General features: G+C 32.2%; 24 protein-coding genes. 15 read left to right on the forward strand and 9 right to left on the reverse strand.

Translation table 11 applies throughout. The annotated features are described in order from the left end of the window. Positions 1–30: 30 nt before the first annotated feature. From ACHZDT_RS18990 to ACHZDT_RS19005, 4 genes are all read right to left on the reverse strand, one after another. The gene (locus tag ACHZDT_RS18990) at positions 31–573 is read right to left on the reverse strand and encodes a hypothetical protein (RefSeq protein ID WP_394776266.1); all 543 of its coding nucleotides are present in this window, start codon (positions 571–573) and stop codon (positions 31–33) included. Positions 574–783: 210 nt separating this feature from the next. Next, positions 784–1,248 (reverse strand): FKBP-type peptidyl-prolyl cis-trans isomerase, encoded by a 465-nt coding sequence (locus tag ACHZDT_RS18995; protein ID WP_394776267.1) that lies wholly within the window; start codon positions 1,246–1,248, stop codon positions 784–786. 185 nt (positions 1,249–1,433) lie between these two features. Continuing rightward, complete coding sequence (locus ACHZDT_RS19000) at positions 1,434–3,296, reverse strand: ABC-F family ATP-binding cassette domain-containing protein (RefSeq protein WP_394776269.1); 1,863 nt, start codon at positions 3,294–3,296, stop codon at positions 1,434–1,436. Positions 3,297–3,388: 92 nt separating this feature from the next. Continuing rightward, entirely contained in the window at positions 3,389–4,354 is a 966-nt protein-coding gene (locus ACHZDT_RS19005) for a T9SS C-terminal target domain-containing protein (protein WP_394776270.1), read from the reverse strand. A 145-nt stretch (positions 4,355–4,499) separates the two neighbouring features. On the opposite strand from ACHZDT_RS19005, the gene ACHZDT_RS19010 reads away from it, so the two are divergent. Continuing rightward, complete coding sequence (locus ACHZDT_RS19010; protein ID WP_394776271.1) at positions 4,500–5,918, forward strand: undecaprenyl-phosphate glucose phosphotransferase; 1,419 nt, start codon at positions 4,500–4,502, stop codon at positions 5,916–5,918. An 8-nt stretch (positions 5,919–5,926) separates the two neighbouring features. Here ACHZDT_RS19010 and ACHZDT_RS19015 read toward each other — a convergent pair whose 3' ends face one another. Beyond that, complete coding sequence (locus ACHZDT_RS19015) at positions 5,927–6,664, reverse strand: tyrosine-protein phosphatase (RefSeq protein WP_394776272.1); 738 nt, start codon at positions 6,662–6,664, stop codon at positions 5,927–5,929. A 115-nt stretch (positions 6,665–6,779) separates the two neighbouring features. Between ACHZDT_RS19015 and ACHZDT_RS19020 the strand changes: the two genes are divergently transcribed. Beyond that, positions 6,780–7,973, forward strand: a complete 1,194-nt coding sequence (locus tag ACHZDT_RS19020; RefSeq protein ID WP_394776273.1) for a DUF5009 domain-containing protein — start codon at positions 6,780–6,782, stop codon at positions 7,971–7,973. 49 nt (positions 7,974–8,022) lie between these two features. Here the strand turns inward: ACHZDT_RS19020 and ACHZDT_RS19025 are convergent, their stop codons facing one another. Beyond that, positions 8,023–9,006, reverse strand: coding sequence for a hypothetical protein (locus tag ACHZDT_RS19025; protein ID WP_394776274.1), 984 nt, complete (start codon positions 9,004–9,006; stop codon positions 8,023–8,025). A gap of 214 nt (positions 9,007–9,220) precedes the next feature. On the opposite strand from ACHZDT_RS19025, the gene ACHZDT_RS19030 reads away from it, so the two are divergent. The 11 genes from ACHZDT_RS19030 to ftsY all read left to right on the forward strand — a co-directional run bounded on the left by ACHZDT_RS19030 (position 9,221) and on the right by ftsY (position 18,501). Then, positions 9,221–10,402 (forward strand): hypothetical protein, encoded by a 1,182-nt coding sequence (locus ACHZDT_RS19030; protein ID WP_394776275.1) that lies wholly within the window; start codon positions 9,221–9,223, stop codon positions 10,400–10,402. A gap of 30 nt (positions 10,403–10,432) precedes the next feature. Next, on the forward strand, positions 10,433–11,596 hold the full coding sequence (locus ACHZDT_RS19035; protein ID WP_394776276.1) for a glycosyltransferase family 2 protein: 1,164 nt from the start codon (positions 10,433–10,435) through the stop codon (positions 11,594–11,596). Positions 11,597–11,680: 84 nt separating this feature from the next. Continuing rightward, the gene (locus tag ACHZDT_RS19040) at positions 11,681–13,006 is read left to right on the forward strand and encodes a dihydrolipoamide acetyltransferase family protein (RefSeq protein ID WP_394776277.1); all 1,326 of its coding nucleotides are present in this window, start codon (positions 11,681–11,683) and stop codon (positions 13,004–13,006) included. Between the two features lie 216 nt (positions 13,007–13,222). After that, positions 13,223–13,993, forward strand: coding sequence for an exonuclease domain-containing protein (locus ACHZDT_RS19045; protein WP_394776278.1), 771 nt, complete (start codon positions 13,223–13,225; stop codon positions 13,991–13,993). A gap of 93 nt (positions 13,994–14,086) precedes the next feature. After that, positions 14,087–14,698, forward strand: coding sequence for a fumarylacetoacetate hydrolase family protein (locus ACHZDT_RS19050; RefSeq protein WP_394776279.1), 612 nt, complete (start codon positions 14,087–14,089; stop codon positions 14,696–14,698). Beyond that, positions 14,698–15,042 (forward strand): Hpt domain-containing protein, encoded by a 345-nt coding sequence (locus ACHZDT_RS19055; RefSeq protein ID WP_394776280.1) that lies wholly within the window; start codon positions 14,698–14,700, stop codon positions 15,040–15,042. Before ACHZDT_RS19050 ends, ACHZDT_RS19055 begins: the two co-directional genes overlap by 1 nt. Positions 15,043–15,257: 215 nt before the next feature. After that, positions 15,258–16,511, forward strand: coding sequence for a CinA family nicotinamide mononucleotide deamidase-related protein (locus ACHZDT_RS19060; RefSeq protein ID WP_394776281.1), 1,254 nt, complete (start codon positions 15,258–15,260; stop codon positions 16,509–16,511). Positions 16,512–16,582: 71 nt separating this feature from the next. Continuing rightward, the gene (gene rpmB, locus ACHZDT_RS19065) at positions 16,583–16,819 is read left to right on the forward strand and encodes a 50S ribosomal protein L28 (protein WP_008468080.1); all 237 of its coding nucleotides are present in this window, start codon (positions 16,583–16,585) and stop codon (positions 16,817–16,819) included. A gap of 27 nt (positions 16,820–16,846) precedes the next feature. Continuing rightward, positions 16,847–17,029 carry a 50S ribosomal protein L33 gene (gene rpmG, locus ACHZDT_RS19070; RefSeq protein WP_008253902.1) on the forward strand — a complete coding sequence of 61 codons (183 nt, stop codon included), beginning with the start codon at positions 16,847–16,849 and terminating at the stop codon, positions 17,027–17,029. Positions 17,030–17,123: 94 nt separating this feature from the next. Further along, a complete protein-coding gene (locus ACHZDT_RS19075; RefSeq protein WP_007805819.1) occupies positions 17,124–17,276 on the forward strand; it encodes a DUF4295 domain-containing protein in 153 nt (50 codons plus the stop codon). A gap of 271 nt (positions 17,277–17,547) precedes the next feature. Further along, positions 17,548–18,501 carry a signal recognition particle-docking protein FtsY gene (gene ftsY / locus ACHZDT_RS19080; RefSeq protein WP_394776283.1) on the forward strand — a complete coding sequence of 318 codons (954 nt, stop codon included), beginning with the start codon at positions 17,548–17,550 and terminating at the stop codon, positions 18,499–18,501. A 378-nt stretch (positions 18,502–18,879) separates the two neighbouring features. On the opposite strand, the gene ACHZDT_RS19085 is transcribed toward ftsY, so the two are convergent. Continuing rightward, entirely contained in the window at positions 18,880–19,395 is a 516-nt protein-coding gene (locus ACHZDT_RS19085; RefSeq protein WP_394776284.1) for a hypothetical protein, read from the reverse strand. 417 nt (positions 19,396–19,812) lie between these two features. On the opposite strand from ACHZDT_RS19085, the gene ACHZDT_RS19090 reads away from it, so the two are divergent. Beyond that, a complete protein-coding gene (locus ACHZDT_RS19090; RefSeq protein ID WP_394776285.1) occupies positions 19,813–20,253 on the forward strand; it encodes a lipocalin family protein in 441 nt (146 codons plus the stop codon). Continuing rightward, on the forward strand, positions 20,234–20,530 hold the full coding sequence (locus tag ACHZDT_RS19095; protein ID WP_213305316.1) for a DUF721 domain-containing protein: 297 nt from the start codon (positions 20,234–20,236) through the stop codon (positions 20,528–20,530). Before ACHZDT_RS19090 ends, ACHZDT_RS19095 begins: the two co-directional genes overlap by 20 nt. Positions 20,531–20,672: 142 nt before the next feature. Here the strand turns inward: ACHZDT_RS19095 and ACHZDT_RS19100 are convergent, their stop codons facing one another. Together ACHZDT_RS19100 and ACHZDT_RS19105 are read right to left on the reverse strand one after the other, a co-directional pair. Beyond that, a complete protein-coding gene (locus ACHZDT_RS19100; RefSeq protein ID WP_394776286.1) occupies positions 20,673–21,092 on the reverse strand; it encodes a nucleoside-diphosphate kinase in 420 nt (139 codons plus the stop codon). Positions 21,093–21,334: 242 nt separating this feature from the next. Then, positions 21,335–22,606, reverse strand: a complete 1,272-nt coding sequence (locus ACHZDT_RS19105) for an acyltransferase family protein (protein ID WP_394776288.1) — start codon at positions 22,604–22,606, stop codon at positions 21,335–21,337. Positions 22,607–22,714 lie beyond the last annotated feature (108 nt).

A 22,714-nucleotide genomic window follows, 5' to 3' on the forward strand; every position in this document is an offset into this window, starting at 1 on the left:
TTGTGGTTTTCTTTTGAAAAATGAAGGAAATTAACGGTAAATGTTTTCTCCTTTATTTGATTTCCATTCTTTTTCAAAATATTCAGCATCTTCGTCATTACGAGTGTGAACTCCTAATACAACGTGCCCGTCTTTAATTCCTGATTCATAAACTTTTGCTCTTTCTTCAGGGATTCCTGATCCTACTAAAGCACCAATTAAACCTCCCGTGATTCCACCTGCACCTGCACCTGCTAAACCTGCTGCTAACGGACCAGCGATAATTAATCCTAATCCCGGAATAACAAGGCTTGTTCCCAATGCAGCAACAACTCCTACAATAGCTCCAATTGTTCCGCCAATTGCAGATCCTGTTCCAGCAGTTTCAGCTGCCTTTGTTCCTAATTCAGAATGATCGTGTTTATCTGAATAGTGTTTTTTTCTTGTTTCATCAGACATGATAAGGTTTATTTCATCCTTTGTATATCCTCTGTCATGTAAAGTGTTATACGCTCTTTCTGTGCTTTCACGATCTGTGAACATTCCTGTAAGTATTTGACGTTTAGTTCCGTCCGGGTTATTTAGATTTTCCATTTTATATATGTGTTAATTGTGAATTCATTTTCACTTACACAAATCTCGGAAAACAAATGAAGTATCATTTACATAATTTTTTCAAATTATTACATGTGGAATTTTTGTTATTCTTAAAATTGAATGCTGTTTTTAGTTTTAAATGAAAAAACCACAACAAAATTTAATTCTGTTGTGGTTTTTTATTAAGATGAATGGTTTTGTAATTATTTAGTTGACCGTAATTAATTTAACGTCAAAAATAAGCACAGAACCTCCGGCGATTCCATTGTAGTCAAAACTTCCGTAACCCAAATGAGAAGGCACTAATAAAATTCCGCTTCCGCCTTCTTTAAAATGAGGAATACCTTCCGTCCAGCCTTTAATTACCTGATTCAACCCAAAAGAAATTCCTTCAGCCTTACTTTGGTCAAATACATTTCCGTTAGAATAATATCCTTTGTAGGCTACAGTTACATTTGATGTTGCTGTTGGTTGTTTTCCGGTTCCCGGTTCATTGATTACATAATATAAACCAGTATCGCTTTTTACGGCAGTTAGTTTATTTTTAGCAATATAATCTGTGATTTCTTTTTCGTTTTCAACAGTATAATCTGTTTTCTGAGGTTCTTTGTCATTAGATGAACAAGAAATGAATAATGTCATCGCGAATAATGCAGATAGTAGGTATTTCATATAATATGTTTTTTGCGAAGGCTAATATAATTAATTTTAGGAGGTTTTATTGTTTTGTCATTTCGACGAAGGAGAAATCACATCCAGTATTTTACATCCAGCTCGCCGTAACGTGTGTGATTTCTCCTTCGGCGAAATGACAAACTGAATGTTTAATCAAAAAACTGAGACTGAAACTAAAAAAATTACCCTTCAATCTTAGCCGAAAGCTCAAACCAGCGTTCTTCTTTCTGATCTATTTTATTGATGATGTTTTGTAATTCGTTTGCTTTTTTCTCAATATCTGCATCTGCAACTTTTCCTTCAGAGAATAATTGTTCGATTTTAGTTTTATCTATTTCTAAATCTTTAATTTCTCTTTCCAGTTTTTGATATTCTTTTTGCTCGTTGAAAGTTAAATTTCCTGTTGGATTATTTTGTTTCCAATCTTTCTTTTCCGCTTTGTTTTCTTCTTTTTGAGCAACCTCAGAACTGTCTTCATAAGCCCTGAAATCAGAATAATTCCCTGGGAAATTTTCGATTTCACCGTTTCCTCTAAAAACAAATAAGTGATCGACAATTTTATCCATAAAATAACGGTCGTGCGATACAACAAGTAAACAACCAGGATAATCTAAGAGGAAACTTTCAAGAACATTTAGCGTAACGATATCTAAATCGTTCGTAGGTTCATCCAGAATTAAAAAGTTGGGATTCTGAATCAAAACTGTACATAAATACAAACGTTTCAATTCTCCACCACTTAATTTTTCTACGAAATCGTATTGTTTTTTCGCATCAAAAAGAAAACGCTCCAATAATTGCGAAGCCGAAATCATTCTGCCTTTTGCAAGCGGAATAAATTCTCCGTATTCTTTAATAATATCAATTACACGCTGATTTGGTTTCGGATTGATTCCGGTTTGCGTGTAATAACCAATTTTTATCGTTTCACCTTTTACTACGCGACCACTATCTAAAGGAAGTGTTCCCGTTAAAAGATTTAAAAAAGTAGATTTCCCGGTTCCGTTTTTGCCAATGATTCCTATGCGTTCTCCACGTTGAAAATCAAAACTAAAATTGTCCAGAATAACATGATCCTTGAATTTTTTAGAAATTTTGTTAAGCTCGATAATCTTGCTTCCCATACGTTCCATATTAATTTCAAGTTCAACTTTGTTTTCACGACGGCGGCTTTGTGCTTTTTCCTTAATTACATAAAAATCATCCTGACGCGATTTCGATTTTGTCGTTCTCGCTTTTGGCTGACGGCGCATCCATTCTAATTCTTTGGTGAAAAGATTTTTTGCTTTATCAACGCTGGCATTTTCAGAGGTAAGTCTTTCTTCTTTTTTCTCTAAATAATAAGAATAATTTCCTTTGTATTGGTATAATTTTCCGTTGTCAAGTTCAATGATTTCGTTACAAACGCGCTCTAAAAAGAAACGGTCGTGCGTAACCATAAACAACGTAATATTTTCTTTGGCAAAATAACTTTCCAGCCATTCGATCATTTCAAGATCCAGGTGATTGGTTGGCTCATCCAGAATCAATAAATCAGGACGATTGATTAGAATAATCGCCAATGAAAGACGTTTTTTTTGTCCTCCCGAAAGGTTTTTTACTTTAAGTTTAAAATCTTCCAGTTTTAATTTGAAAAGAATTTGCTTGTATTGCGTTTCAAAATCCCATGCATTATGTTGGTCCATTCCGTCAAAAGCTTTTTGATAAGCCTCTTCATCGTCTGGGTTTTCAAGCGCTTTTTCGTATTTCTCAATAACTTTTAAAGTCTCATTATCAGATGCGAAAATACTTTCTTCGATCGTTAACTCTTCCTGCAAATTATTGCTCTGAGAAAGAAAAGCCATTTTAATCCCTTTTCTTAAAACTACCTGACCAGTATCCGGTTCTTCTAAACCATTAATAATGCTCATAATGGTTGTTTTTCCCGAACCATTTTTGGCAATGAAAGCAATTTTTTGATCTTTGTTTATTCCAAACGAGATATTGTCAAACAGCGTTTTTTCGCCAAACGACTTCGATAAATTTTCTACAGATAAGTAATTCACTTTGTAAATTATGAGTTATAAATTATAAGTTATGAATGATTTACAAAACATAACTTTTTGCAAAAGTAAACTATTATATTGCCATTTGCGAATTATTTATGGAGATAGGAATTCAAAATACGACTTAAATCAAACCGATGAATTTGTTGCGGGACATTGATAATAGGTTTTCGAACCAATGCTTCATTTGTGACATAATAATGCAAACCATCTTTTGTCGCAATGCCTTCAATTTGAATAACAGGAAATTTAATAGTGATTCTTCGTTTGTTTCCCGATAGAAAATCATTGTCATTAAAATCGTATAAAAGATATAAAAACGGTTTTCCCATTTTAGAATATCCACAAAGCGTAATTAATTTTTTTGACTCTAAATACGTCGCGCCAGTTACCAATCCTTTTGTGTCCAGCGTATGTTTTAGCTGTGCAACGTGATTGCCGGATGTTTTAGGCAAAGCGTAAATCATAGTTTTATAAGAACTCCATTGTTTGGTAAACAAATAAATACTGTCTTTTGAAACTACAAAAGCTTCACAATCAAAATTTGTAGTATTACCTTTTTGTGATGAAAAATTAGTTTGATCAGCGTAACGAAATGAAATTGTTTCAATAATGGGATTTCCTTCTAAAAAAGATTTTTTTTCTATTTTCAGAATATTTAAATCAGTTCTGTTTACGGAGAAATTATTTCCAAAATCTCCTATATATAAATGAGTGCTGTCTTGTGAAATTTCTTCCCAGTCATGGTTTGTCACTTTCTCCAAAATGATTTTTTTTCGAATATTTCCTAAAGAATCTAATCCGTAAATCGTTTTGTCATGATCGTCATTATGTGTCCATAATAAATTATCAAAAGCAATTAATCCCGAAGTTTCTTTGATAGAATCACTTAATTGATTTGAATATTCAGGTTTTAATTTTACATTTTTATAAAGACAGCTTCCGTCATTTATGGTTGCTTTAGAATTATAATTTATCGAAAGTGGATCTGTACATCCCAGAATTTGCGAGTAAGCAGAGGATATAATCAGGCAAAAGAATAAAATAGTTTTTATCATGATCTGCAATATTAAATTTGCATGTCATAAAAGTAAAGTTTTAAAAGAATAGATTTAATTACTATCGAAAATATAATTAAAGTAGTATTTTGCAATGCTTTTATGACATGATTTTTGTTCTTTTGATAAAGCGTAAACACCAAATATGAAAATTTTACAAAAACTGTCCCATTACCGATTTTCACGCTATTTTAAACTTTTATTTGTTGGCGTAGATGTGGTATTGTTAAATTTAGCTACGATTCTTTCGGCATTAGCTAGATTTGGCAGTTTAGACATGCTTTTATCCAAAGAAGAAAAAACAGTTTCGTTACTCGCGATTTTAATCTGGATAGCCTTATTACTTCAAAATGACTCTAATAGAAGCATACGAGTTGAACCAATTGAATCTATATTAGTAAGAACGATAAAAAAACTGGTCATTCATGCCGCACTAATCTCTGTTTTTGTAGTTTATTTAAATTACAATGATATTTCGAGACTCAGGTTGCTTTCTTTCTATTTTATTTTCTTCGGATTATTAATGATTTCCCGCTATTTATCCATGAAACTTTTAAAATATATTCGGGCAAAAGGATATAATTTTAAAACTTTTATTGTAGTTGGCGCCAATGAATCAGGAGAAAAAATCCGCAAAATTTTAGCAAAAGATTTAACTTACGGTTATCGGTTTTTAGGTTTTTTTGATGAATCCATCGAAAATAAAATTGTTGATCCTAAATTAGTTTTAGGAGGATTTGATGCAATCAGGCAATTTGTCAATGATAAAAAAGTCGATGAAATGTATGTTGCATTACACATTGATAATATTGAAATAATCAATGAACTAACAAGAATTTGTGAGCAAAATATGGTGCGAATCAAATTTATTCCGGATTTTCAATTGTATACAAAAGCCAGTAAAGTCGAGGTTACTTTTTACGAAAATACTGCTGTATTAATGTTTCGTACAGAACCTTTGGAATTTCCTGTAAACAGATTATTGAAAAAAGCATTTGATATTTGTTTTTCAAGTTTAGTGATTCTATTCGTTTTTCCGTGGTTGTTTCCTATAATTATGTTGATTATTAAAATCGAATCGCCAGGTCCTGTTTTTTTTAAACAAATACGAGAAGGCCGTGATAAACGTTCTTTTAAATGTTTAAAATTTAGAAGTATGTACCTAAACGATTTTGCTCATAATAAAATAACTGAAAGAGGCGATAGCCGTGTTACTAAATTTGGCGCTTTTATTCGCAAAACAAGTATTGATGAGTTGCCACAATTCTTTAATGTTTTCTGGGGAGACATGTCAGTTGTTGGACCAAGGCCACACATGATGAATGTTGTAAAAGAATACAGTGATTTGATTAATAATTATGTAGTGCGTCAATATGCCAAACCCGGAATCACTGGTTGGGCGCAGGTTAACGGTTTTCGTGGTGAAACAAAAATATTAAGCGATATGGAAAACAGAGTAGAATATGATATTTGGTATATCGAAAACTGGAGTTTTTTGCTGGATATGAAAATCATTGTAAAAACAATCATTAACATATTCAAAGGCGAAGAGAATGCTTATTAATGATCTAATCAGAATTTAAAAAACTGATTATTCTGAATCACTTCTTTTAAATTTGAAATACTATTAATTTTAATTTTTTCTCTAAAAGAGGCGATATGTTTCATATGATGAACGTCACTTCCTGTAAAATCATACATTCCTTTTTTTAGAAGTTCTTCGGCAGTTTTAGTTATTCTTTCTCCATAATAACCAACCGTGGATAATAAATTCAGCTGAAAAAAACATCCGGCTTTTTTTAGTTTTTCATATTCATTAAAGTCTTTCCTGTAATATAAATACCGTTCCGGATGTGCCAAAACCGGAATATATCCCGCAACTTGTAACTCAAATATGATTTTATACAACTGTATGGGAGCATTTTGATATGACATTTCTACCAAAACATAATTGTCCTTTAACGTAAGAAGTTTTTCAGTTTGAAGATGACTTTCAAACCAATCGTCCATAAAATATTCTGCGGCAGCATTCAAAGGAATTTTGATATTATCCTTTTCTAATAAAATTGTAGTTTCCTGATGTTTGGCAGTTATGATTTCCGGAGAGTTTTTCCAGACATAATGACTAATATGCGGCGTTGTAATAGCATGAGAAATTCCCATTTCCTCAAATGCTTTTGCCAGTTTTATTGTGTCACTAATAGTTTTTGCGCCATCATCGATTCCGGGTAATAAATGCGAATGGATATCAATATAATTATCAGATAAAAGATCTTTTAATTTCGGCTTGGATTTTAAGAAGGATAGCATGTTGCAAAAGTATAGAAATAGAAAGGATTTGTTATTATTAAATTTTAACGTAACCATAGTAACTGCGCATTTTATAATTATATTATATTTGAAATTGCTAAAAACATAATTATTTATGAAAATTAAAAAAAATTTATACAATCAAAGGATTATTTCGATTGATGCTTTACGCGGAATTACTATTTTTATTATGATTTTTGTAAATGAGCTGGCAAGTATAAAAAACGTTCCACAATGGATGCGACATATGCCGGCTGACGCTGATGCGATGACTTTTGTAGATGTTGTTTTTCCTGCTTTTTTATTTATTGTAGGTATGTCAATTCCGTTTGCGTTTAATGCACGATTACTCAAAGGAGATAGCACTAAAACAATTTGGACGCATACTTTAAAAAGAGCTTTTGCGTTAATTATCATTGGTGTTTTTATGGTCAATGCCGAATATGGTTATGACGCCACAAAAATGATAATCACACCGGTATTTTGGGGACTTTTAGCTTATTTAATGCCAATTCCTATTTGGAATAAGTATGTCAAAGAATTTCCTGTTTGGTTAAAATATACCCTTCAATATGGCGGAATGTTAGTTCTCGTCGTTCTTTATTTTCTATACGTTCAGGAGGAAACCGGTGAAATTGGAATGACGCCAAAATGGTGGGGAATTCTGGGTTTAATTGGTTGGGCGTATCTATTTACAGTAGTTTATTATTGGATCGTTTCAGGACGATTATGGGCTATGATAGCTTTTTTGGTAATTTGTGTTGTAGCAAATTCAGTAAATCTAACCCAAGGCGTGCCATTACAACATTTAGTATGGTTTAACTTTATTGCCGGACATTTAACCCATGCGGCATTAGTTGCTGCCGGAGTGGTAATTTCGTTATTGTTTTTTGACCGGAAAGTAGCAGCTAAAATCAATTGGGCAGTAATAGGTTTTGTCATTTTATTTTTTATAACAGGATATTTATTAAGACCTTATTACGGAATCTCAAAAATAAAAGCAACACCATCATGGACAATGTTTTCGGCAGCAATTTGTACCGTTTTATTCTACTTTTTGTATTGGTTAATGGAAATTAAAAAAATTACAAAATGGAGTAATTTCTTTATGCCCGCCGCAGCAAATCCGTTATTGATTTATATTTTGCCCGGCGTAATTTATTATTTCTGTAAAGCTCTTAATATTCATATTATTCCTGGATATTTTCGTGTAGGCGTTCCGGGAATTATCTGGGCGCTGGTTTTTTCAACCATAATGTTGTTTGTAATGAAATTATGCAATAAATATAAAATTCAATTGCATTTGTAAGAAGTCAAGTGTATATAAAATAAGATGTTTGTTTGGTGAAATTTTAATTTTACTTATTTTCAAGCTTTTCTAATCTATCTGATAAAGATTTAAATTTACCGTTTTCATTTTCTAAATTTTTAATTTTTAATTGAAGGAGATTGTTTTTTTTGTCTTGTTCTATTGCGTAAAGACTTAATTCCTCAATTTTTTGTAATAGTTTAATATTCATTTCGGAAAGATTTATACCGTCTTGCTGCATTGTTTTGGCAGAAGGTACTTCTGGTAAATGCTTATTGGCTTTTATATATTCATCTAATGCTTGTAAAGGAGGAAGTTCATAATTGTTTTCAAAAACAAAGTCAGCTCCAGCATTTACAGTAACTCTTACTTCGCGTGCATTTATATCTCCCGCAACGGTAAGTTTTGAGGTTGGATTCGCTGTGCCAATACCTACATTTCCATTATTTGCAACAATTGCATTATTGTAGAGTTGAAATTGTGGTCTTCCAGAATTGGATCTGGATAATTTCAAAACATCTTCTTGTGTATCATTGCTATCAGAGGAAGTAAAATCAAGATCAATTGCATTTCCCCTATCTTTTGTTTTTATTCTCCATCGGAAACTATCAGCATAATCTGCAGATAAAATAATGTTTGTTGCATCAGGATTATTACCAAAGACATTTAATGCGGAGCTTTTTATTGTTTTAGCAAGAAAATCACTATTTACATTATTAAGGTTTCCGGAATGCCATAGTTCATACCATGGATTCCATAAGTCGCTATCTCCGTTTTTAGTTCTAAAACTTATATGATTTCCGGGTGAATATTGGGAACTGATTTGGCAATCATATTGATTTGTAAAACCTCCATAACTTATAAGTGAACCATTCCAAGGAGTTCCTGCAGTAGCATATGAGAATGTATATCCACCTTTAAAACTATCTGCTAGAGTTGGAGCAGATATGGCATATGTAGGATTTAAAGTTTGTGCATTCACAGAAAAACTAATTAAAGCAATAATAAATATGTAAATAGAATTTTCTTTCATAATTAGGGTTTAATAACAGATAACTAATTCTTATAATTTAGAATGCAAAGCTAAGTTTTAAAAGTAATAAATTATATATAAAATATTTATTTGTATTGAGTTATCGTTTCCTGATTTTTTAAAATTTAAATCTCTCAAATAATTTTAAACTATTTCTTGTTTGTACTTATAAAGTTTTAAATTTGTAAGAACTTGTCCTTTAAAATCTTACGAAATGAAAAGTGTAAAATCTCTAATTGTTTTATTTTTCTTCTTTCTGATCCCGTTTTGTTATTCACAAAATGATTCAGTTACAAATAACAAAAAAGATATTTTAGATGTTTTGTATAAACTCTTTCATAAAAACGATTCACTCCGAGTAAATCCTGATAAAAAAATTGCCTTTTCGCTGCTTCCGGTTCCTGTAGATGCCAATAAAAACGCAGGATTAGTGGTTTCGTTTTTGACTACATTTTATCTCGGAGATCGCAATACTACCCGAATGTCCCAAGTTATATTTTCGCCTTATTTCAGTTTTACAAATCAATATGTTTTTCCCATTCAAACTTATATTTATACAAAAGACAACACTTGGAATTTTATTGGCGATTATCGTTTTATGATTTATCCGCAGGATACTTATGGTTTAGGCGGAAATAATACAGATAAAAAAATGTCAACGCTGGATTATCAGCAATGGCGTTTTTATCAATTTGTAACCCGCAAAGTAATTGGAAATTTTCGTTTAGGTTTAGGATTGTTATTAGATAATTACCAAAATATTTCAGAAAAATCAGATATCGATGATGAAACCGATTATGTGAAATATATGAATGGCGATTTTTCAGATGAAAATTCTTTTGGAGTCGCAATTCAGGGATTATACGATTCCAGAAAAAACAATGTCAATCCGGAACAAGGTTTATATATCGAAGCTGATTACCGAATTAATACAAGTGGAGTAGAAGATCAAAAATGGAAATCTTTCTATTTTGATGCCCGAAAATACCATTCGTTTAATAAATACAAACATCAGGTTTTAGCGTATCGCGCTTTTTATTGGTCCACTTTTGGCGGAAAACCACATTATCTCGATTTGCCAAGTATTGGTTGGGATCGTGACGGAAAAACAGGCCGCGGTTTTACCAGAAATAGATTTCGAAGTAATGCTTTGATTTATTTTGAGACAGAATACAGGACTGATATTACTAAAAACGGTTTTATTGGCGCTGTTTTTTTTACCAATATTTCGTCAGCTTCTAAACTCGATACTTATGATTTTAAAAAATGGAATCCTGCCGTAGGAACCGGTTTGCGTATAAAATGGAACAAGCAAAATAATAGCAATTTGATACTTGATTTTGGAGTCAGTAAAAACGATTGGTCTTTACGACTTGGTTTGGCTGAAAATTTCTAACTTTCGAAAAAATCAATTCCAATATTTTTCATGCAATTATCGGTAATCATTCTTAATTATAATGTACGTTACTTTCTGGAACAATGTGTGTTAAGTGTTCAGGAAGCGATTTCAGAACTTGACGCTGAAATTATTGTTATCGATAATAATTCATCAGATGAGAGTTGTTTGATGATGCAAAATAAATTTCCAACAGTAAAATTAATTCAGAATGCTACTAATTTTGGTTTTCCAAAAGGGAATAATATAGGAGTGGAGCAAGCTTCCGGAAAATACATTTGCATTTTAAATCCCGATACAGTTGTTGCTGAAGATACATTTATTAAAGTTTTGGCTTTCGCCGAAAGGCAAATCAATTTAGGAATTGTAGGCTGTCAATTAATTGATGGAACAGGAGAATTTCTGCCGGAAAGCAAACGCGGAATCCCAACGCCGTGGATTGCATTTACAAAGATTTTTGGATTGTATAAAGTTTTTCCAAAATGGAAACTTTTCAATCAATATTATGCCCAGCATTTAGCAAAAGATGAAACCGGAAAAGTCGATATTTTAGTAGGCGCTTTTATGTTGATGCAACGTGATTTGTATGTAGAATTAGAAGGTTTTGATGAAAAGTGTTTTATGTATGCCGATGATATCGATTTGTCGTACCGCGTTTTACAAAAAAATAAATCGAATTATTACTTTCATGAAACAACCGTCTTACATTATAAAGGAGAAAGTACGGTAAAAGATGAAAAATACATGAAACGTTTTCAGGAAGCGATGACCTTTTTTTATCGGAAACATTTTAAGAAATCATGGTTTTTTGAATTTTTTATCCAAATCGGAATTTGGTTTTTCTCGTTTGCAAAAATGTTTCAGGGAAAAACGAAAGCAAAACCGTTCCCGGAAACTGTTGTTTTTTATTCTTCAAATAAAATTTTGTCTGAAAAATTGCCTTCTATTTTAAAAAATAAAGTCCGCTTTATGAATTTAAAAAAAGAAAAAATGGTAAATTCGTCGCTGGTTTTTAAGGGTAAAAGGGTTGAGATTATTTTGGATAATCAGTATGTTTCATTCAAAAAATGTATCAAAATCATAAAAACTCTTAAAGATAAGGACGTTACTTTTAAGATTTTCCCCAAAAACACAGATTTTATTATTGGAAGCAATTCCCGTAATGACAGAGGGCAAGTTGTAAAAATTGAGTAAAAAATTATATTAAGTGTAATTTATATTCAAAATATTCAGTAATTTCGCAATCAGAAAATCAAAATCATCCTTTAGATTAACAATATGGCAAGATTTGAATTAAAGCTTCCTAAAATGGGAGAAAGTGTCGCTGAAGCAACTATTACCAACTGGTTGAAAGAAGTAGGAGACAAAATTGAAGCTGATGAAGCTGTACTTGAAATTGCAACTGATAAGGTTGATAGTGAAGTGCCAAGCGAAGTTTCAGGGATTTTAGTTGAACAGTTATTTGGTAAAGATGATTTAGTTCAGGTAGGACAAACAATTGCAATTATTGAAACTGAAGGTGATGCACCAACAGCAAAAGTAGTTGAAGAAGTTGCTGCTCCTGCTGAGGTTGCTGCTATCGAACAAACTATTGAAACTGCAAAAGATTCCGTTTCATCTCCACAGGATTTTTCAGGATCTGATAAATTCTTTTCTCCATTAGTAAAAAATATTGCGAAAGAAGAAGGTATTTCTGTAGCCGAATTAGAAAGTATTGCAGGTTCAGGAAAAGATGGCCGCGTAACAAAAGAAGATATTTTAAAACATATTGAAACCCGTAAATCAGGCGTTGCAACTCCAAAAGCTGTTGTTGAAACTCCAAAAGCAGCAGAGCCAGTTGCTCAGGTTGCTCCGGTTCAAAAAAGCCAGCAAGCAGTTCCTGTTTCTGTAAATGGAGGTGACGAAATCATCGAAATGGACAGAATGCGAAAACTGATTTCAGGTTATATGGTGGCTTCGGTACAAACTTCGGCACACGTACAATCGTTTATTGAAGTTGATGTAACGAATATTGTAAAATGGAGAGAAAAAGTTAAAACTGCTTTCGAGAAAAGAGAAGGTGAAAAGTTGACTTTTACACCAATTATGATGGAAGCAGTTGCAAAAGCGCTAAAAGATTTCCCGGGAATGAACATATCAATTGATGGGGATTATATCATCAAAAAGAAAAATATAAATTTAGGAATGGCTGCGGCTTTACCAAACGGAAATTTAATTGTTCCTGTAATTAAAAATGCAGATCAGTTAAATTTAGTGGGAATGGCAAAAGCGGTTAACGACTTAGGAAATCGCGCTAAAGCAGGAAAACTTAAACCGGATGATACTCAAGGCGGAACTTATACGGTTACGAATGTGGGTACTTTTGGAAGTGTTTTCGGGACGCCAATTATCAATCAGCCACAAGTAGGAATTCTGGCTCTTGGAGCGATTCGTAAAGTTCCTGCGGTTATTGAAACTCCGGAAGGTGATTTTATCGGAATTCGTCAAAAAATGTTCCTGTCGCATTCTTACGATCATAGAGTTGTTGATGGAGCTTTAGGTGGAAGTTTCGTAAAAAGAGTAGCAGAATATTTAGAAGCTTTTGATATCAACAGAGATTTCTAAAATCTTGATTAGCATATATAAAACCCGGAAAATTTTAATGATTTTCCGGGTTTTTTGTTTGTAAGAAAAGGTTAGAAAAACAAAAATGAACTTTCTTCACGAATGAATTTTAAAGTTGAAAACATAAAATTGAAGTGATTTTTGTTTAAAAAAATCAATAATAAAAGAGGAAATTCGGCTTTAAAAATTACATTTGTAATCTTATAAAATTAAAAAATGGAACTCAAACTCAACAAACCAATTTGCTTTTTTGATCTTGAAACAACCGGAATTGATATCGGTAAAGATCGAATTGTAGAAATTTCGATATTCAAAGTTTTTCCAAACGGAAATAAAGAAAGTAAAACATGGTTAGTGAATCCTACGATTCCAATTCCGGCGCAAACAACCGCCGTTCATGGAATTACAGATGAAAAAGTAGCAAACGAACCAACTTTTAATGAACTGGCGCCACAAATTCATAATATGATTAAGGACAGTGATTTGGGAGGTTTTAATTCAGATCGTTTTGATATTCCGTTATTGGCAGAAGAATTACTTCGTGCCGGAGTTGATTTTGATATGAAAAATAAAGTTTCGGTAGATGTGCAGACTATTTTTCATAAAATGGAAGAGCGTACTTTAAGTGCTGCATTAAAATTCTATTGCGGAAAAAATCTTGAAAACGCCCATTCTGCAGAAGCAGATACAATGGCGACCTATGAAATTTTAAAAGCGCAATTAGATCGTTATCCGGATTTAGAAAATGATATGAAGTCATTATCTGAATTTACAACCCGTAAAAAAATTGCTGATTTTGCCGGAATGATCGCTTTTGATAAAGACAATGAAGAGATTTTTACCTTCGGAAAACATAAAGGTGCTAAAGTCGATAAAATCCTGGAAACAGAACCCGGATATTTCAGCTGGATTCAAAATGCTGACTTTCCATTATATACCAAAAAGGTTTTAACGGCAATTAAATTAAGAAAGTTAAATACTAAGTAAGGTTCTAAGTTGCTAAGTTTCTGAGAATGCGAAGTTTTTTTGCATTGTTTTTCAGAGTCTCAGCAACTTAGTAGCTTAGCAACTCATAAAAATATGAAGATTATTTGTATCGGTAGAAATTATACCAATCATATTGAAGAATTAAAAAACGAACGTCCAACAGAACCAGTCGTTTTTATGAAACCGGATTCGGCAGTTTTATTGAAGCAGCATCCGTTTGTAATTCCTGAATTTTCTGAAGAAATTCATCACGAAATAGAGATAATTGTTAAAATTAGCAAAGTAGGAAAGTACATTGAGCCTAAGTTTGCACATAAATATTACGACGAGATAAGTGTAGGTATTGATTTTACTGCCAGAGATTTACAAGATAAATTAAAGGCAAAAGGATTACCTTGGGAAAAAGCAAAAGCGTTTGATGGTTCTGCTGTTATTGGAGAGTTTTTACCAAAAAACGATTTTATTTCGATGGAAAATCTTACATTTGAGCTGACAAATAATTCAGAAACTGTTCAAAAAGGGAATACAAGCTTTATGCTTTGGAAAATTGATGAACTTGTTTCGTATGTATCACAATTTTTTACCTTAAAAATTGGAGATATTATTTTTACAGGAACTCCGGAAGGTGTTGCTGCAGTTAAACCAAATGACGTTTTAGAAGGCTTTTTAGAAGATAAAAAATTATTCAGAATACAAGTAAAATAATGGCTTTAAAATACAACCTTTCGAAAGTATATGCACTTTCAGACAATGATCCGGAATTTGTAAACGAAATTCTTCAATTATTTGTTACCGAAGTTCCTGAAGATTTGAAACAAATCAAAGAAGGAATTAAGAAAAAAGATCATAAATATGCTTATTCTTATGCACACAAAATAAAACCAACATTAGATTTAATGGGTTTAAATGTGGCATTTGAAGAGATTCTGCAAGTCGAAGCCTGGACAAAGGCCGAAGGCAAGAAAAAAGAAATTGTCGAAACCTTCAAAAGTATTAAGATACAAGTGAAAGAGGCGATAAAAGAAATCAAAAAAGACTTTGATTTGTAAGATATGGGCGTGACTCCATTCTTGCCCTTTAAAAGTGAGGGCAAAAATGGAGTCGGGTTATTCACTATATCTTTTGTTCCATAAAAAATTCGTTCAGCGAGCACTTTTCGTTTGTCACAAAAGGATGCCGTTTCTACCCCTCACGCAAACTCATTGCGACAACAACCTACTTTATAATAATAACTTAAATAAGTAAGTAAAAATATTCCACAGCTATGAAAGCAACTATCATTACTATTGGAGACGAAATTTTAATAGGTCAGATTGTAGATACAAACTCAGGTTTTATTGCAAAATCCCTCGACCGAATTGGGGTCGAAGTTCATGAGATGATTTCGATAAGCGATAACAAACAACATATTTTAGACACATTTGCTCTTTTGCAAAACAAAGTCGATGTTGTTGTGATAACCGGCGGTTTAGGCCCGACAAAAGACGATATTACAAAAAAAACATTCTGCGATTATTTTGATGATGAACTAATTGTCAATCCTGAAGTTTTAGCTCACGTAACAGAACTGATTGAAGGTTTTTACAAACGACCAATATCACAATTAAATAAAGATCAAGCCTTAGTTCCGTCAAAATGCACCGTTTTACACAATAAAGTGGGAACAGCGCCGGGAATGTGGATGAAGAAAGAAGATACAGTATTTATTTCGCTTCCGGGAGTTCCGTACGAAATGAAATATTTAGTCGAAGAAGAGATAATTCCTAAAATAGTTCGTGAATATAAACGCCCGTATATCATTCATAAAACCATTTTAACCTATGGTCAGGGCGAGAGCCTAGTGGCAGAACGTATCGAGGATTGGGAGAATAATTTGCCTGAATTTATCAAGTTAGCTTACTTGCCAAATCCCGGAAGAGTTCGCTTGCGTTTGTCTGCCAGAGGAACAAATAAAGAGCTTTTAGAAGCAGCAATCGAAGAAAACGTAAAATCATTAGATGCTATAATTCATGATATTATAGTGGGTTATGAGGAAAATGAAACAATAGAATCCGTAGTTGGTAAAATATTAACCAAACAAAATCGAACCATTTCAACTGCTGAAAGTTTTACAGGAGGAAAAATTGCTTCAATTTTATCTGCTGTTCCCGGAGCTTCTAATTACTTCAAAGGCAGTATAGTTTCGTATGCAACAGAGGCGAAGGTTAATGTTCTCGGTATCTCACAGGATTTAGTTGATCAATTTTCGGTAGTTAGCGCAGAGGTTGCTTCGGCTATGGCTTTGAACGTGAAAGAGATACTCAAAACAGACTATGCAATTGCAACAACCGGGAACGCCGGACCAACAAAAGGTGACTCAGATGCTGAAATTGGAGCTGTTTTTATCGCTTTAGCTACTCCAGCCGGAATAATTGTTGAAGAATTTAATTTTGGCCAACCACGTGAGAAAGTGATAGATAGAGCCACAATTAAGAGTTTAGAAATATTACAGAAAGAAATTTTAAAAAATGTGCTATAATTTTTTGTTTCAATCGTTTATTTTTCTTTTCTTTGCACCCTGATTTTGAATAACGATAAAAGATAAGTATAATGTCAAGAGTTTGTGACCTTACAGGTAAAAGAGCGATGGTAGGAAATAACGTTTCTCACGCTATGAACAAAACTAAGAGAAAATTTTCTGTAAACTTAGTTAAAAAGCGTTTTTATCTTCCAGAAGAAGATAGATGGATTACTCTTAGAGTAGCAGCATCTACGATAAAAACAATTAATAAAAATGGAATCACTGCTGTTTTGAAAAAAGCACAGTCAGAAGGATTTATCAAATAATCTTTTCCTAAATAAATATATAGCAAGATGGCAAAGAAAGGTAATAGAATCCAGGTAATTTTAGAATGTACTGAACACAAGACTTCTGGTGTTCCAGGTACTTCAAGATACATAACAACTAAGAACAAAAAAAATACTCCGGACAGATTAGAGATTAAAAAATTTAATCCAATCTTGAAACGTGTAACTGTTCATAAAGAAATTAAGTAATAATTTAGAGATTTAATATAATCTCAAATGTAATTTTACGAAAGTAATATTAATAACATTTGAAGAATTATTGGATTTCAATAACATTTAAATCATGGCAAAGAAAACCGTAGCATCGTTACAAACATCTTCTAAGAGATTATCAAAAGCCATCAAAATGGTGAAATCTCCTAAAACTGGTGCATATACATTCGTAGAATCTATTATGGCTCCTGAAGAAGTTGATACTTTCTTGAAAAAGAAATAATAACAAACACATCATATAGAAAAGCTACTTTCATTCGGAAGTAGCTTTTTTATTTTTTATATTTGTCTAAAATTTTATAGAAGCAAAACAATTAGCTTTTTTTTAAGCAATAATTCCCGCTATCCTCTATATCTTTACTTGCCTAAAGAAGGCAAGTAAAGGATGTCGATTCTATCGGGGCTGGATTAAAAACAGTTGGTCTTCTTTAAATATTAGGATTATTTAGATTGTCAAAGAATCGTATAATCTAAAAACTAACAACCTGTAAAAAATGAGTTTTTTTAAAAAATTATTCTCTACTGATAAAAAAGAGAATTTAGACAAAGGTCTTGAAAAATCAAAAACCACTTTTTTCTCAAAATTAAGCAAAGCCGTTGCTGGAAAATCTAAAGTCGATGATGACGTTTTAGATGATCTTGAAGAAATTCTTGTTGCTTCAGATGTTGGTGTAAATACAACGTTGAAAATCATCACAAGAATCGAGAAACGAGTTGCCGAAGATAAATATTTAGGTACAGAAGAATTGAACCAAATCTTACGTGAAGAAATTGGCGCCTTATTATCTGAAACAAATACTGGAGAAGCAACCGAATTCGATATCCCAAAAGATAAAAAACCATATGTTTTAATGGTTGTTGGTGTTAACGGAGTTGGTAAGACTACTACAATAGGTAAACTGGCTTATCAGTTTAAAAAAGCGGGTTATAATGTTGTTTTAGGTGCTGCAGATACATTTCGTGCTGCTGCTATAGATCAATTGCAAGTTTGGGCAGATAGAGTGGGAGTTCCAATTGTAAGACAAAATATGGGAAGTGATCCGGCTTCTGTTGCTTTTGACACACTACAATCAGCTGTAGCTCAAAATGCTGATATTGTTATTATTGATACTGCCGGACGTTTGCACAACAAAGTCAATTTAATGAATGAGCTTACTAAGGTAAAACGTGTAATGCAAAAAGTTGTTACTGATGCGCCTCACGATGTACTTTTGGTTTTAGATGGTTCTACCGGACAAAATGCTTTTGAACAAGCCAAACAATTTACTGCTGCAACTGAAGTTACTTCACTTGCTGTAACCAAATTAGACGGTACTGCAAAAGGCGGTGTTGTAATAGGTATTTCTGATCAATTTCAAATTCCTGTAAAATATATTGGAGTTGGTGAAGGAATTGAAGATTTGCAAGTCTTTAATAAATATGAATTTGTAGACAGTTTTTTTAAATAATATTCTAAGATAATTTCTAATGGATTTTTCTTCTTTAAAAAATATAACGCCTCTTACTTTTTATTTCGGAAGCGTTATTTGTTTTGTATTGGCAAATGTGATAAAAGATCAAAGTATGCCTTTTTACTTCGTTTTATTAGTTCTGGGATTGGCTTGCTTTTTTATGGGAATCCTAAAAAGATTGCGTACGAAACGATAATGTAAGTTGTCTCGTGATTTTGTTTTTAAAATTTACATTAATTTTATCTTAATTGAATATAATCTAATTGAATCCTGTGGAGAATTAAAGCTTATCCCTGATTCATTTATGAGTAGATTTGTTTAGCTTTCTTGGTTAAAGCAATCACAAACAAGGATAGTTGGAAAATAATTTTTGTATTAAAGCAGCCATTTTGTTCCGTCAGTAAAAACTACCAGATATGCTCTTGCAGCTATAATTTTATATGCGTCTGTTGAGAAATCTTCCCAGATTTTAGAATCTACTTTTCCGGATTTTAATAAAATATCCGTGTGTCCATTTGCTATACCTTTTACAAAAAAATATTGACCACTTGCAGGTTCTTCAAATACATTTTCGCAATACCATTCAAATTTAATTGCTTTGATATCTTTTTTGGTTAAATTTTTGTAAATGAGTTTGATATCCTTATGCTCAGAATATTCGTTTTTGTATAGGTTAGAAAATATAATTTTGACTGGAGAATTTTTAATTTTGCGTGTTTCGAGAAAATTGTCCTTGATAGAATCTTTTATTTCCTTTTCATCTTTTTGTTTGGTGCTTTCTTCAATAATGCTATTTTCTTTCTTGTGAGTATTTTTTAAAATATCTTTCGTGCTTTTGGTGGTGCATGAAGTTAAAATCAATATCATTAATGACAGGAAATTTTTTTTCATTTTTTTTTGTTTTTCTTATTTTAGAAATGATTATTGAGATTGAAAAAATAGAAATGTTAAAAAGGGATTTTCGCGTAAAAGTCTTTTATATAAAAGATATATATAGTCCTTATAAGACATAATTCTACAAGAATAAGGTTTTACGTAAGGTTAATTTTCAAAGCAGAATATATAGTTCTGATTCTTATAAAAATAAATAGAAGAGATAAAAATTTCTTTTGAAGTATATAAGGTTAACTTTGTAATATAAAATTTCTTTTGAAAGCGTGAGTCCTAGCCCTGATGGGAGCGGCATCCTTTTTATTGCTTTTTTAGCAAGAAAAAGATATAGCGGACAGCAGGAAACAGCTCCTAATTCTGCTCCTGAGTCTTCAGGATGCTCAGTGGCACAATTATTGAATTTTAATAAATATACTTATGAAAAATACTTTTATAATTTTGGTTTTATCGCTCTTATTTGTGAGTTGTAAACAGGAAATTAAACCGGCAGATATTGCCAAATTAAACGGTTATTGGGAGATTGAAAAAGTTGTTTTTGATAAAGGTGAAGACAAAGATTACGGAATGAATGAAAGTTTTGATTATTTTGAAATTAAAAATAATAAAGGAATCAGAAAAAAAGTTATGCCTCAATTTGATGGAACTTTTTTGACAAGTGATTCTTTTGAAAATGTTTCGGTTCGATTTAAAGACGATCAGGTTTTTCTGGATTATAAAACGGATTATGCCAAATGGAGTGAGGAATTGATTTCAATTTCGGATGAAAAGCTGGTGGTGAAAAATCAGGAGAAAAAAGAATATCATTATAAAAAAGCAGGACCGATAAATTTATTACAAGATGGCAAAAAGACTAAATAATCAAAGTACGATTGGGGCTGTTTTGCAACAGATTATCCAGGTGAATAAATTGGGCGCCGGAATGGATCAGATTGATGTAAAAGACGCGTGGAGACAATTGATGGGAAATGGTGTGAATACGTATACTAAAAATGTTGTATTAAAAGGAAGTACGTTGTATGTAGAATTGACATCGGCAGTTTTAAGAGAAGAATTAAGCCACGGAAAGTCTAAAATCGTGAAAATGATTAATGAGGAATTAAGACGTGAAGTAGTTACTGATGTTGTGCTGCGCTAAATTTTAGATTTTAGAGTTCAGATTTTAGATTTAAAAAAAATGCATAAAAAAATACCGTTTCAAATTTTGAAACGGTATTTTTTTTATAATAAATCTTAAAAAATTCAGTAATCTAAAATCTGAACTCTAAAATCTAAAATTATTAAAATTGCTCTCTTCCAGCAAAATGGAATGCACCTTCGATAGCAGCATTTTCGTCGCTATCAGAACCGTGAACTGCATTTTCTCCAATAGAAGTTGCGTATGCTTTACGAATAGTTCCTTCAGCAGCGTCAGCTGGATTTGTAGCTCCAATTAAAGTTCTGAAATCTTCTACTGCGTTGTCTTTTTCTAAAATTGCAGCAACAATTGGTCCGCGAGACATGAATTCAACTAATTCTCCGTAGAAAGGTCTTTCTGCGTGAACTGCGTAAAATGCTTTTGCATCAGCTACAGTTAATTGAGTTAATTTTAATGAAACGATTTTGAATCCTCCATTAGTAATCATTGCTAAGATATTTCCGATGTGTCCGTTTTGAACTGCATCTGGCTTAATCATTGTAAACGTTCTATTTGTTGCCATTTTATTGCTTATTTTTAATTTTGTGCAAAAGTATACATTTTTTATGAATTGATTTTAATTAATTCGTAATTAAAATGACTTGTAGCAATGTTTTAGCAAAGAAAAACATTTCACCATATAAGTTATATAAATTCATTTTTAGTAAAGCTATTTAACATTATTATTTACTACAAAAAGAAAAGAGATGCACTGCTGTGCATCTCTACTTATAATATCTTATATAACTTCTATGATAAAAATTTCTAAACTTTGAAAATCAATTTATTTTTGTAGAATATCCATAAAATAAATGTCCAGATTGCAACATAAACCAATGCTCCGGCTAAAGAAGCTGTCATGGGATTACTGAAAAATGCCGCGATTCCAAAACTATACAAATAAGTTAAAAGGTTAATTTGTTCTTCAGGATTATGAGGATTTTTAAATTGTATCATGACTAAAGCCTGCGGAATAATCTGCGAAGTAAAAAATACAATCATTGGGTTTACGCCCCAAATTAAAAATGGTTTGAATCCTTTTTTATAATCGGCGATGTCAATTATATAATACAATAGTGCCAAAAATGTTGCGGCTAATCCTGTTGTGTATAAAACATAACTGCTTGTCCAGATTGATTTGTTGATTGGGAAAATAATATTCCAAACTAAACCAGCAATTATTAATGCTATGCCAGCAATAGCAATTTTAGTTGCTTTTTGCGTTTTGGGAATTTCGCGTTGCAATATTTGTCCAATTAATAGACCAATAATTCCGTTTACAATTGACGGGAAAGTGCTTAAAATTCCTTCCGGATCCCACGTAACCGTACCACGATACATATGTCCTTTAAGAAAAACACTGTCAACCCAAGCTGCTAAATTTGTTCCTTTTTCAAGATTTGCTTCTCCAATTCCGGGAACTGGAATCAAAGTCATGATTGCCCAATAACCTAATAGTAAAACTATACCAGTTATAATTTGTGTTTTTTGAGAAGTTTTTAAATATAATAGTGAAACTACAAAATATACAATTGCAATTCGTTGTAAAACTCCCGGCAAACGTACGTCATGATAAGCTTCAATACCGCTGTAAGCTAAAAACAAATAGATTATCAAAATTGAAAATGCCAGTATATTTTTAACTTTTGAACTAAAACTGCCCATTAAAGCATAACCAACGGCAATGGTAATAATTAATCTGCCAATAAGAAGCGGAATTCCGTCAAGTCCAAATAATTGTATTTTACTGAAATAATTAAAGAATATTCCCAAACACAACATTCGTAAAGATCGAACCAAAATTTTATTAAAAGTGTTTTTGTCGTAGATTTTATCCGGCATTGCTAAAGGAACAGCAACTCCCATAATGAAGACAAAAAACGGAAAAACTAAATCGGTTAGTGTACATCCATGCCATTCGGCATGTAATAAAGGCGGATAAACATTTCCCCAATCGCCGGGATTGTTTACAATAGTCATCAATAAAATAGTGAGTCCTCTAAAGACATCCAACGAAATCAAGCGCTCTCTGGTCATAATTTTGGTAAATAGGTTAATTTTTGTTTTAAAAGTTACTATTTGGTTTAGAGAGGCAATAATTTCAGAAGGAGTGGTTATTTGTTTCTGAGGATTATTACTTTATTT

Source organism: Flavobacterium sp. (assembly GCF_043722275.1).
GTDB lineage: Bacteria > Bacteroidota > Bacteroidia > Flavobacteriales > Flavobacteriaceae > Flavobacterium.

Bases quoted from the DNA above. Each gene is read 5' to 3' on its own strand.
- ACHZDT_RS18990 (WP_394776266.1), bottom strand. From the start codon at position 573: ATGGAAAATCTAAATAACCCGGACGGAACTAAACGTCAAATACTTACA.
- ACHZDT_RS18995 (WP_394776267.1), bottom strand. From the start codon at position 1,248: ATGAAATACCTACTATCTGCATTATTCGCGATGACATTATTCATTTCT.
- ACHZDT_RS19005 (WP_394776270.1), bottom strand. From the start codon at position 4,354: ATGATAAAAACTATTTTATTCTTTTGCCTGATTATATCCTCTGCTTAC.
- ACHZDT_RS19010 (WP_394776271.1), top strand. From the start codon at position 4,500: ATGAAAATTTTACAAAAACTGTCCCATTACCGATTTTCACGCTATTTT.
- ACHZDT_RS19015 (WP_394776272.1), bottom strand. From the start codon at position 6,664: ATGCTATCCTTCTTAAAATCCAAGCCGAAATTAAAAGATCTTTTATCT.
- ACHZDT_RS19020 (WP_394776273.1), top strand. From the start codon at position 6,780: ATGAAAATTAAAAAAAATTTATACAATCAAAGGATTATTTCGATTGAT.
- ACHZDT_RS19025 (WP_394776274.1), bottom strand. From the start codon at position 9,006: ATGAAAGAAAATTCTATTTACATATTTATTATTGCTTTAATTAGTTTT.
- ACHZDT_RS19030 (WP_394776275.1), top strand. From the start codon at position 9,221: ATGAAAAGTGTAAAATCTCTAATTGTTTTATTTTTCTTCTTTCTGATC.
- ACHZDT_RS19035 (WP_394776276.1), top strand. From the start codon at position 10,433: ATGCAATTATCGGTAATCATTCTTAATTATAATGTACGTTACTTTCTG.
- ACHZDT_RS19040 (WP_394776277.1), top strand. From the start codon at position 11,681: ATGGCAAGATTTGAATTAAAGCTTCCTAAAATGGGAGAAAGTGTCGCT.
- ACHZDT_RS19045 (WP_394776278.1), top strand. From the start codon at position 13,223: ATGGAACTCAAACTCAACAAACCAATTTGCTTTTTTGATCTTGAAACA.
- ACHZDT_RS19050 (WP_394776279.1), top strand. From the start codon at position 14,087: ATGAAGATTATTTGTATCGGTAGAAATTATACCAATCATATTGAAGAA.
- ACHZDT_RS19055 (WP_394776280.1), top strand. From the start codon at position 14,698: ATGGCTTTAAAATACAACCTTTCGAAAGTATATGCACTTTCAGACAAT.
- ACHZDT_RS19060 (WP_394776281.1), top strand. From the start codon at position 15,258: ATGAAAGCAACTATCATTACTATTGGAGACGAAATTTTAATAGGTCAG.
- rpmB (WP_008468080.1), top strand. From the start codon at position 16,583: ATGTCAAGAGTTTGTGACCTTACAGGTAAAAGAGCGATGGTAGGAAAT.
- rpmG (WP_008253902.1), top strand. From the start codon at position 16,847: ATGGCAAAGAAAGGTAATAGAATCCAGGTAATTTTAGAATGTACTGAA.
- ACHZDT_RS19075 (WP_007805819.1), top strand. From the start codon at position 17,124: ATGGCAAAGAAAACCGTAGCATCGTTACAAACATCTTCTAAGAGATTA.
- ftsY (WP_394776283.1), top strand. From the start codon at position 17,548: ATGAGTTTTTTTAAAAAATTATTCTCTACTGATAAAAAAGAGAATTTA.
- ACHZDT_RS19085 (WP_394776284.1), bottom strand. From the start codon at position 19,395: ATGAAAAAAAATTTCCTGTCATTAATGATATTGATTTTAACTTCATGC.
- ACHZDT_RS19090 (WP_394776285.1), top strand. From the start codon at position 19,813: ATGAAAAATACTTTTATAATTTTGGTTTTATCGCTCTTATTTGTGAGT.
- ACHZDT_RS19095 (WP_213305316.1), top strand. From the start codon at position 20,234: ATGGCAAAAAGACTAAATAATCAAAGTACGATTGGGGCTGTTTTGCAA.
- ACHZDT_RS19100 (WP_394776286.1), bottom strand. From the start codon at position 21,092: ATGGCAACAAATAGAACGTTTACAATGATTAAGCCAGATGCAGTTCAA.
- ACHZDT_RS19105 (WP_394776288.1), bottom strand. From the start codon at position 22,606: ATGACCAGAGAGCGCTTGATTTCGTTGGATGTCTTTAGAGGACTCACT.